Origin of the sequence: Azospirillum isscasi (assembly GCF_030849505.1) — a bacterium.
Classification (GTDB): Bacteria; Pseudomonadota; Alphaproteobacteria; order Azospirillales; family Azospirillaceae; genus Azospirillum; species Azospirillum isscasi.
The window spans coordinates 1-9801 of record NZ_JAUJFI010000186.1; the positions used below are offsets into that span (position 1 = coordinate 1).

The 9801-nt window shown below is 69.1% G+C and carries 6 protein-coding genes; 4 read left to right on the forward strand and 2 right to left on the reverse strand.

The window, feature by feature from the left end; translation table 11 throughout:
* On the reverse strand, window positions 1-1470 hold a 1470-nt coding region (locus QSG27_RS24950; RefSeq protein WP_306710932.1), incomplete at its 3' end, for a glycosyltransferase.
* 224 nt (window positions 1471-1694) lie between these two features.
* On the opposite strand from QSG27_RS24950, the gene QSG27_RS24955 reads away from it, so the two are divergent.
* Window positions 1695-5138, forward strand: a complete 3444-nt coding sequence (locus QSG27_RS24955; protein WP_306710934.1) for a carbohydrate-binding domain-containing protein — start codon at window positions 1695-1697, stop codon at window positions 5136-5138.
* 47 nt (window positions 5139-5185) lie between these two features.
* Here the strand turns inward: QSG27_RS24955 and QSG27_RS24960 are convergent, their stop codons facing one another.
* Window positions 5186-5524 (reverse strand): hypothetical protein, encoded by a 339-nt coding sequence (locus QSG27_RS24960; protein ID WP_306710936.1) that lies wholly within the window; start codon window positions 5522-5524, stop codon window positions 5186-5188.
* On the opposite strand from QSG27_RS24960, the gene QSG27_RS24965 reads away from it, so the two are divergent.
* The 3 genes from QSG27_RS24965 (at window position 5524) to QSG27_RS24975 (ending at window position 9677) form a co-directional block, all read left to right on the forward strand.
* A complete protein-coding gene (locus tag QSG27_RS24965) occupies window positions 5524-6147 on the forward strand; it encodes a transposase (RefSeq protein WP_306710938.1) in 624 nt (207 codons plus the stop codon). The genes QSG27_RS24960 and QSG27_RS24965 overlap by 1 nt on opposite strands.
* Before the next feature lie 465 nt (window positions 6148-6612).
* Window positions 6613-8556, forward strand: a complete 1944-nt coding sequence (locus QSG27_RS24970) for a dehydrogenase E1 component subunit alpha/beta (RefSeq protein ID WP_306710939.1) — start codon at window positions 6613-6615, stop codon at window positions 8554-8556.
* Window positions 8553-9677: a biotin/lipoyl-containing protein gene (locus tag QSG27_RS24975; RefSeq protein WP_306710941.1), complete on the forward strand. Its 1125-nt coding sequence runs from the start codon at window positions 8553-8555 to the stop codon at window positions 9675-9677. Before QSG27_RS24970 ends, QSG27_RS24975 begins: the two co-directional genes overlap by 4 nt.
* The last annotated feature ends 124 nt before the right edge of the window (window positions 9678-9801 follow it).

Genomic DNA, 9801 nt, shown 5'->3' on the forward strand with positions numbered 1-9801 from the left:
CCCGATGTAGACCTTCTCCTCCCAGACGCCCGGGCTGCCGTACGTGTCGGCGCCCTGCTGGCTGTCGTAGGTGCCCTTCCACAGCAGCGAGCCGTCGGCGAGCGACAGGGCGGCGACCAGCGGCCCGCTCCAGCGGCGCGGGTCGGCGGCCTCCAGATCCTCGGTGGCCAGCAGGGCCTCCAGATCGCGGCGCATCAGATGCACCTCGCGCGGGGCCGGCGGGACCGGGCGGGCGAGACGGGCGGCCAGGAAATCGTCCAGCGTCGTCACGGCGGGGGCCTCCGCCCGCTCCTCCGGCTCCAGCAGGCCGCGGACGACGGCGGCCAGCCGCGGGGCGATGCCCTGGAGCGAGAAACGCTCCATGGCCACCCGCCAAGCAGCCTCGGCCACGTCCCGGCGGAAGGCGTCGTCGCCGATCAGCCGCGCGAGCGCGGCCGAATAGCCCTCCATCCCCTCGGCCAGCAGGCCCGACACGCCGTTCTCCAGGCAGTGCGTGACCTCGCCGACCGGCGTGGCGCAGACCGCCACCTTGGCCAGCAGGAACTCGAACATCTTGGTCGGGCTTTTGGCGACGTTGAACTCGTTGTTCGAGTAAGGCAGGACGCCGATGTCCATCTCGCGCAGCACGGCCGGGATCTCGGTCGGCGGGATGAACTCGTGCAACTCGATGTTGGGCAGGTCCGGGTAGCGTTCCCGCACGCGCAGCTTCAACTCGTTCCAGGCGCGGCCGAAGCCGATGATGTGGAAGCAGGACCGGTCGCGGACGGCGCGCGGCACCAGCGCGAAGGCATCCACCGCGAACAGCACGTCCTTCATGGGGATGTCGCCCCAGAAGTCGCCGGAATAGAGGATGTTCACCCGCTCGCCGAAGCGGCGGCGCGGCGCGTCCCGCCCATCGGCCGTGAACAGGTCCTGGTCGGCGACGGTGTGGACCAGGTGCGTGTTCGGGTTCAGCGGGCGCAGCAGGTCGTGCAGCCGGTGGCTGGCGGCGACGCAGGCGCCGGCCCGGTTGGCGACCGTGTGGAAAAGCTGGTCGGGCCGCAGGCTGGGGAACCAGGGCTCCAGCCGGCGGTAGGGCTGCATGTCCAGCTCGTAGTCGTCGTAGTCCAGCACGACCGGGTTGCCGCCCCGTTCCGCCGCCAAGGCCGCCGCCAGCGTGTGGTAGCCGACCTTCTGCACATAGAGGACCGCCCGCGGGTTGGCCGCCAGCACCCGGTGGGCCTCCAGGTTCAGGCGGATCTTCTCCTCCTCGGGGATGGTGGACAGGGCGCCGGCCTGGTCGGTGGCCCCCAGATGGTCGAAGAAGGACAGCACCTCCGCCCGCAACCCCTGCTGGCGCAGCGCCTTGGCGAAGTTGTAGCAGCGCACCCGCGCCGAAGGCTGTTTGAACCCGTCCTGGGCCAGGAAGATGACGTCCGCCGCCGCGTAGCGGGCGAGGGCGTCCGCGTCGAAGAGCGGCGGCAGGGGCATGGGGACTCGGTGCAGGAAAGCGGGAAGGGCACCGCTATCTACCGCCGCTCCGCAAGGTCCGGCAAGCCTTCCCGCACCGGCTGTGACCAGTGATCCCGCTGTGGCCATTCTGGGACCAATGTCACACACCCTATCGATAGTGGTATGCCAGTTTTGGGACGCGAGGGAGCATTCCGCAACCCTCGGGACGGGCGGCCCCCCGCCCGCAGGCTCCAGGGTCCCGCATGTCCACGTCCCCGCAACGGACCATCGACATCCCGATCGTCGTGAACGCCTGGGGCGTGTCCGCCGGCCAGGCGCCGCATTTCCGGCTGCTGGTCGACGGCGTGACGATCGGCGAGGCGTGGGTCGCCGCCACCTCCAGCACGCCCTACCGCTTCACCGCCATGCTCGATCCCGATCAGGCCCACCGGATTTCCATCTGGTACGACAACGACGGGGTGGTGAATGGGGTGGACCGCAACCTGTTCGTCGGCTCCATCACCGTGGACGGGCAGGAGGTCAAGTCCACCGACCCGCGCGCCACCTACGACAAGGGGGCCGTGGACGGGAAGGATGTGGTTGCCGGCCAGACGGGGCTCTATTGGGGGGGGCTGCTGTCCTTCGGGTTGGGGGAGGAGATGTTCGGCGGCCCGCTGGTCCGCCCCCCGCCGAAGCCGGAGGAAGTCGTCACCCGGCCCGTCCCCATCACGGTCGAGGCGGCGCGCGGCGCTTCCGCCACGGGGCCGGTGCGCTTCAAGGTCCTGGTGGACGGCACGCCGGTCGGGGAGGCGGAGGCCGCGTCCGGCACCGCCGAACGCTTCACCTTCGGCGTCACCCTGGACCCGTCCATCGCCCACACGGTGCAGATCCTGCCCGTGGGAGCGCTGTCGCTGGGAAGCGTGGCGGTGAACGGCAAGAGCCTCGCCGCTCCGGCACCCGCCCAGGACGGGTCCGTCACTCTGGCGGTCGCCGCCCCGGTCTTCCAGGGCACCGCGTCGGATGCCCCGGCCCCGCAGGGCGACGCTTTTTACGTGGCGAAGAACGGCAACGACGGCTGGTCCGGACGGCTGGCCGCGCCGAACGCCGAGGGCACCGACGGCCCCTTCGCCAGCCTGGAGCGGGCGCAGGCGGCCATGCGCGCCGGCACCGTCAAGACCACCTACGTCCGCGAGGGCTCCCACAGCCTGACCAGGACGCTGGAGTTCGGCGCGCAGGACAGCGGCGTCCGCATCCTGGGTTATCCGGGAGAGCAGGCGGTCCTCAGCGGCGGCGAGCGGGTCGGCGGCTTCACCTACGAGGGCAACGGCGTCTGGTCGGCGGCGCTGTCCGCGGCGCCGGGGCTGGACGTCACCGTCGGCGGCGTGCGCTACCGGCTGGCCTCCAAGGCGGCCTACGACCCGGAGGACCCGACCACCGGCTGGTTCGTCGCCGACGCGAGCGCCTACGGCGCCAGCCGGAACGCGCTGCGTTACCACGCGGGCGACGTCACCGCCGCCGATCTGGTGCCGGGCAGCCGGGTCCAGGTCTTCGACACGGAACGGCTTCAGGACGTCATCCTGACGGTCGCCGGCATCGACGAGGTGACCCGCACCCTGACCTTCACCTCCGACGCGCCCTTCACCATGCGCGACGGCTCCACCTACAAGCTGCTGGGCAACAGCGCCCACGTCGACCAGATGGGGGAGTTCGCCCACCGCGCCTCGGACGGGCGGCTGGTCATCAAGGCCGGCGAATCGTTCGACGGCACGGGGGTGGAGGTCGCCCGGCTCGGCACGCTGCTGCGGCTGGACGGGGCCGCCGGGGTGACCGTGCAGGGGCTGACCTTCACCAACACGGCCACGGACGGCAACGCGCTCGACGTCATCGGCGGCGACGTGAACACCATCGCCGGCAACAGCTTCGTGAACGTCGGCACAGGCATCCGGCTGACCCAGGGGTCGGACCGCAATCTGGTCAGCGGCAACTACCTGGACCATCTGGGCATCAACGGCATCGCGCTCTCCGGCCAGTCCATCGGCAACACGGTGACCGGCAACCGCATCCAGCGCATCGGCGAGGTGCGCAAATACGCCGGCGGAATCATGGCGTCGGGGATCAGCGACACGGTGATCTCCCACAACGACATCGACCACAGCTCCCGCTACGGCATCTCGGTCAAGAACTGGGACAGCGCGACCATCAGCCTGAACAACGCCATCCTCCACAACCGCATCCGCAACACGGGTTTGGAGACGGCGGATTCCGGCGGCATCGAGCTGCTCGGGCGCTCGAACCTGAACACCGGCACGCGGATCGAGGGCAACTGGATCGAGCACACCGGCGGCATCGCCACCACCGGCACCGGCCAGTGGCTGCGCGATTACAAGGGCTACGGCATCTATCTGGACGACCTGACCAGCGGCGTGACCGTCCAGGGCAACTTCCTGCGCGACACCGCCTGGGCCGCCGTGATGATCCATGGCGGCCACGGCAACATCGTCACCAACAACATCGGCGTGCTGGGCGCCAACGGCGAGAGCTTCGTCCGCGTCGAATGGGTGCCCCTGGCCGGGGCGGCGGGCATTCCGGCGAACAACACGGTCACCGGCAACCTCGTGTCGGGGGCGGTGCCGCTGGGCGGCTACGTGACGATCCTGTCGGCGGGGCAGAACGCCATCGACGCCAACTTCCTGCATCAGGTCGGCGCCTATGGGGCGAACGACCGGACCGGCGACCCGCTGTTCGCCGACGCCTACAACCACGATTACAGCCTGCTGCCGCTGTCCCCGGCGCTCATCGCCGGAATCCAGGATCTCGCCTGGGCGCTGATGGGCATCGCCTCCGGCGGCGGCACGGCGCCCCCGCAGGGCGGCGGGACCACCCCCCTGCCCCCTTCCGAGCCCCAGGCCAACGAGCCGCCCGCCCCGGTCCCGGTGCCCGTGCCACAGCCCGACAACGGCACACCCCCTGTCCCGCCGGCGCCCCAGCCCGACAGCGGCGCACCACCCGCCCCACCGGCACCCCAGCCCGACAGCGGCGCACCACCCGCCCCACCGGCACCCCAGCCCGACAGCAGCGCATCACCCACCCCACCGCCCACTCCGCCGGTCTCGTCACCAGCCTCTCCGCCGGCCTCCTCCCCGGCTCCCGACCCCACCCCGGCGCACCCGTCCGTGCCCTTCAGCCGGATCGTGGACGGGGTGCAGCGGACGGTGGCGGCCCAAGCCTACGAGGGGCCGGTCGCCACCCTGCAATGGAGCTTCCTGGGGAACGCCGACGACGAGGTGGTCGGCGGGTCGGACGGCAACGACTTCATCAACCTGCTGGGCGGCGACGACGCCGCGTCGGGCGGGGCCGGGGACGACGTGCTGGACGGCGGATCGGGCTCCAACTGGCTGATCGGCGGGCCGGGCCGCGACACCTTCTTCGTGGACGGGCGTGGGGGCGAGGTCACCTGGTCCACCATCGTCGATCTGGAGCGGGGCGAATGGGCCACCCTCTGGGGCTTCATGCCTGGCCACTCCAAGCTGAGCTGGGAGGAGATGGGCGGCGCCGAAGGCTACAAGGGCGCCACCGTCCGCTGCGACATCGACGGCAACGGCACCGTGGATGCCAGCATGACCTTCACCGGCAAAGCCGTGGGCGCGATGACCGTCACCACCGGCATGGCCGGCGACCAGCCCTACATCGCCTTCATCTCGCTCTGACGGCGAGGGGGACCTTCATCCCGCTCTGAGGACGGGTTCCGCCCCTGTCACGTGTTCTTCGGCACCGGCTTCTTGGCCGGCTGCGGCACCGGGCTGCTCTTGAGCGGGGAGGAGGAAGCCGCGGACACTCCGGCCTTCTGGCTCTGGATCTTCACGGGAGGGGGCACGGGGGCAGGCAGCGGCGCCTCGACGACGGGAAGCTGCACCACCTTCGCCTGCGTGCCGGCCTTGGACGGGAAGGCGACCGGCAGCAGCATGCCAGCGAAGGCGGACACGGCGACCGCCGCCTTCGCGGCCTCCCACGCGAAGACGGATCGCGTGCGGCGCGAGCGCTCGGGAACCGGGGTGTCGGCCACCGGCTGGACGGCGATTGACGAAGCGGCCATTGACGAAGCGGCCATCGACGAAGCAGCGGTCATCAGGACTTCCTCCTGGAGATTGCCGCCTTCAAGCGGCAAAGGAAACGCGGTTCCGCGTCAGCGGAACAAATGTTGAACACACCCGCAAACTTTTCTGGAAACGAGCGCGCTATCCGCAGTTCCGCCGCAAGGACGGGCCGCAGTCGACCAAGTTCACCCAATCGGCGTTCCGTTACCTGGATGGCACGCTGACGCTGGCGAAAATGGCTGAACCCTTGAACGTGGTGTGCCCGCGTGAGCTTCCGTCTGCACCGAGCACGGTGACGCGCGAAGCGGATGGCCGCCGGTGGATGTCCTGCCGTGCCGTGGCCCACGTCGAACCGCTGACCGGTGGAGCCGAAGCCGGCATTGACCTGGGGCTGAAAGATCTCACCGTCTTCAGCACCGGGGAGAAGGTCGCCAACCCACGTCATCTGGCGAAGCGGCAGAAACGCCTTGCCCGCGAACAGCGCCGGCTCTCGCGCAAACATAACGCCGCGTGCAACATTTTGGCCGCTGGACAAGCGGTGACCGCCTGTGGAGAGGGTGTGAGCCTTGGGATGCTTCGGCATTCTGAGCGGTCCTCGGTGAAGCAGGAACCTGCGCTGTGAAGCTCAGGAATCCGACGACTTCAAACGACGGGGAATCTCAAGGGCATGGCAGGCACTCGGGTTCAGGGTTCGCCGGGTTGGCGAGTCCGACAACGCAAGAGGTATGCCAGCACCCTCATTCGTTCAAAAATTGGCTAAAAATCAATACACCGTTAAGGGTTCCCCGTTCCGGACCCGTCCGGACCTCCCTTCTTCCCGGCCCCTCTTTGCGGCGGGAACCCGGCAAATTCGTCCCGGTGCGTGGCGCTTTTTGCCGCCCCACCGGACAAAAACTGCCGCGTCGAATGGGGTCTTTCACCGCCCGACCATGCCGTGGATCAGCAGGATTTGGCGGAGCGCCGCTCACATGGCTTCACAACCTGAACCGCTTGCCCCGGGCCCGGTGCGTTGACCATAGTGGCAGGGGCTGGTAGCTATCCCCTCCCGCGGGTCCCTGTGGCCCGGACCGATCCGGTGAGTATTACGATGGGCAAAAAGGACGGCGGCACCGCGGCTGGCATCGAGCAAGCCTACCTTATCCGCGCGGTGGAGCAACGCCTGCTTGATCTCTATCGGGAAGGACTGGTTCGGGGCACCGTGCATACCTGCACCGGGCAGGAATGGATCGGTGTGGCATTGGGGAACGCCCTCGAACCACAGGACCGGCTTCTTTCCAATCATCGTGGCCATGGGCACTTTCTGGGCCGCACCGGCGACGTCGCCGGCCTGTTTGCCGAAGTGATGGGACGGGCGACGGGCGTGTGCCGTGGCATGGGCGGCACCCAGCATCTGTGCCGCGATGGTTTTCTGTCCAACGGCATCCTCGGCGGCATGGCACCGGTGGCCGGCGGCATGGCCCTGGCGCAGAAGTTCGAAGGCGCAAAAGGCGTCACGGTCGTCGTGCTGGGCGACGGCGCGATGGCGGAAGGCGTGATCTATGAGACGCTCAACATCGCCAGCCGCTTCGGCCTGCCGCTGTACATCGTCTGCGAGAGCAACGGCATCGCCCAGTCGACGCCGGTCGACAACGTGCTGGCAGGCTCGCTGACGGCGCGGGCCGAAGCGTTCGGCATCGCGACGCGACGATCCGATACATGGGACGTCGCCACTCTGCTTCAGGACGTGCAGGAAGCCGTGGCGGCCGTGCGCGACCGTTCGGCCCCGCTGTTCCACGTCATCGAGACGTTCCGGCTCAACGCCCACTCCAAGGGGGACGACGATCGCCCGCGCGCGGTGCTTGAGCGGTATTGGGAACGCGACCCCCTGACCCGCCTGCTGGCCGAAGGCGATCCCATCGCCCACGCGTGCCAGGACCGGGTGCGAGCTGCCGTGGCCGCAGCCGAAGGGGCGGCCCGGCGGGCACCGCCGGCAGCGGTGCCGGAACCGGTGCTGGCGGGAACCATGCTCCGGCCGGTCACCTTGCGTCCCTGGCGGCCGCCGGCGGGACGGCTGGTGGACGCCATCAACGCGGGCCTTCACCGCGCCCTGGCCGAGGACGAACGGGTCGTGCTGCTGGGTGAAGACATCGAGGCGCCTTATGGCGGCGCCTTCAAGGCGACCCGGGATCTGTCGCACGCCTTTCCCGGCCGCGTCCTCAACACGCCCATCAGCGAGGCGGCGCTCGTCGGGCTGGGCAACGGTCTGGCGCTCGCGGGGCGGCGGCCGGTGGTCGAGATCATGTTCGGCGACTTCCTGACCCTTGGCTTCGACCAGTTGCTCAACCACGCCGCCAAGTTCCGCGGCATGTACGGCGGCCGGGTCAAGGTGCCGCTGGTGGTCCGCACACCCATGGGTGGCCGGCACGGCTATGGTCCGACGCACAGCCAGTCCCTGGAAAAGCATTTTCTCGGAATTCCGGATCTGGATGTGGTCGCGCTGCACTCCCGCGCCGATGCCGCCGCCCTTTACGCCCGGCTCCCGGCGGAGATCGACGGTCCGCTGCTGGTGATCGAAAACAAGGGGGCTTATCGCGAAGAGGGGGGCACCGACCTGATCCGCGGGTTCGACTATCAGGAAACCGATGAGCGTTGGCCAACCCTGCTGATCCGTCCGCGCGGGCCGGCCGACTGCACGCTCTTTTGCTACGGCGGCATGTTGCGCGAGGCTGAACGGGCGGCCGACATCCTGTTCGAGGAGGATGAGATCCTGGTCGAGATTGTTTGCCCGGTGGCGTTGCATCCCTTCAACGCGGCCCCGCTGCTCGACAGCGTCTCGCGAACCCGTCGGCTGGTCACGGTCGAGGAAGGTTGCGCTTTCGCCGGCATGGGGAGTGAGATCGTCGCTTGGTTGGCCGAACATGGCGATGTCCCCTTCCGCTGCCGCCGTCTGGGTGCGGCCTCCCATCCCATACCCGCCGCCATCGAAGCCGAAGCCGCCCTGCTTCCCGATGCCGCCGCGATCCGCAAGGCCATTCAGGACGTGATGCAATGACGGATGCTGCCCTGTCCGGTTTCCACATCGTCGCGGCCCCACGCACATCCGCCAGCGACGACCGTCTTCAGGTCGTGGCTCTGGCCGTGGCGGACGGCACGGCCGTGGCCGCCGGCCAGCTTCTCATGGAGATCGAAGGCGCCAAGGCCGTGGTCGAAGTGTTCGCCGAGGCGGCGGGCATCGCCTATTTTCCCGTCGCGCCTGGCGACGCCGTCGAGGTTGGCCGCCCGGTGGCGGTGATCGTGCCGCCCGAGGTGTCCCGCGACCAGGCCCTGGCGGCGGTTCCGGCCCCGTCGAAGGCGCAGGCCGCCGCTGCCGGCACGGACGAGGAGGTCCGTTTCACGCGGGGGGCAACCGAGCTTTTGAACCGGCATGGGCTGGCGGCCGATCTCTTTGCCGGCCGCGGCCTGGTCACGACCACGATGGTCGAACGCGAGGTCGCCCGCCGGGAAGCCGACCGCAACTGGCGGCCCACCACGCCCCGCCGCGGCGGCAACGGCCGGGTCGTGCTGGTCGGAGCGGGCCGCGGCGCCCACCAGATCCTGTCGATCCTGCTGTTCGAGGAGGGAACGCAGCCGGTCGCCATCCTCGACGACGCCGCGGACAAGCACGGTGAATACATCAAGGGCGTGCCGGTCCTGGGGCCGGTGTCCCGGCTGGAGTCGATGGTGGCGGCGGGCGAGGTGGATGCCGCGATCTGCGCGGTGTCCAGTTCAATCCCATTCCGCCGGAAGATCCGCGATCTGGCCCGGCAACTGAACCTGCCCCTGGCCAACGCCATCCACCCCACCGCCTGGTTCGACGACGGCGTCGTCATCGGCCAGGGAAACTACATCGGCCCCTTCTGCTATTTCGGCGCCGATGCCAGGGTGGGCGACAATTGCTTTCTCAGCTCCCGCACGACCTTCGAGCACCACAACGAGGTCGGCGACGAGGTCACCACCGGCCCCAACGTCGCCACCGCCGGCTCGGTCCGCGTCGGCAGCCAGGTCAAGTTCGGCACCGGGATCGTGGTGGAGAACCGGCTGAGCATCGGATCCGGCTCCATCATCGCCTCCCATGTGGCAATCACTTGCGACGTCCCTGAAGGAAGCGTGGTCAAGAGGCAAGTGGGACGGTGATTCCGGACCGCATTTCAGATTTTAAAGCGGATCGCAATCCGCTTTAGTGGTGCATCCGGCAAGATGAGGGAATTTTAGCGGCGCGAGCGGGTTGAAGGGGAAGTTCCCCTCCAAGGTGGCGTGC

Excerpts from the sequence above, each read along its gene's own strand:
- QSG27_RS24975 (WP_306710941.1), top strand. The coding sequence starts at position 8,553 with ATGACGGATGCTGCCCTGTCCGGTTTCCACATCGTCGCGGCCCCACGC.
- QSG27_RS24955 (WP_306710934.1), top strand. The coding sequence starts at position 1,695 with ATGTCCACGTCCCCGCAACGGACCATCGACATCCCGATCGTCGTGAAC.
- QSG27_RS24960 (WP_306710936.1), bottom strand. The coding sequence starts at position 5,524 with ATGGCCGCTTCGTCAATCGCCGTCCAGCCGGTGGCCGACACCCCGGTT.
- QSG27_RS24970 (WP_306710939.1), top strand. The coding sequence starts at position 6,613 with ATGGGCAAAAAGGACGGCGGCACCGCGGCTGGCATCGAGCAAGCCTAC.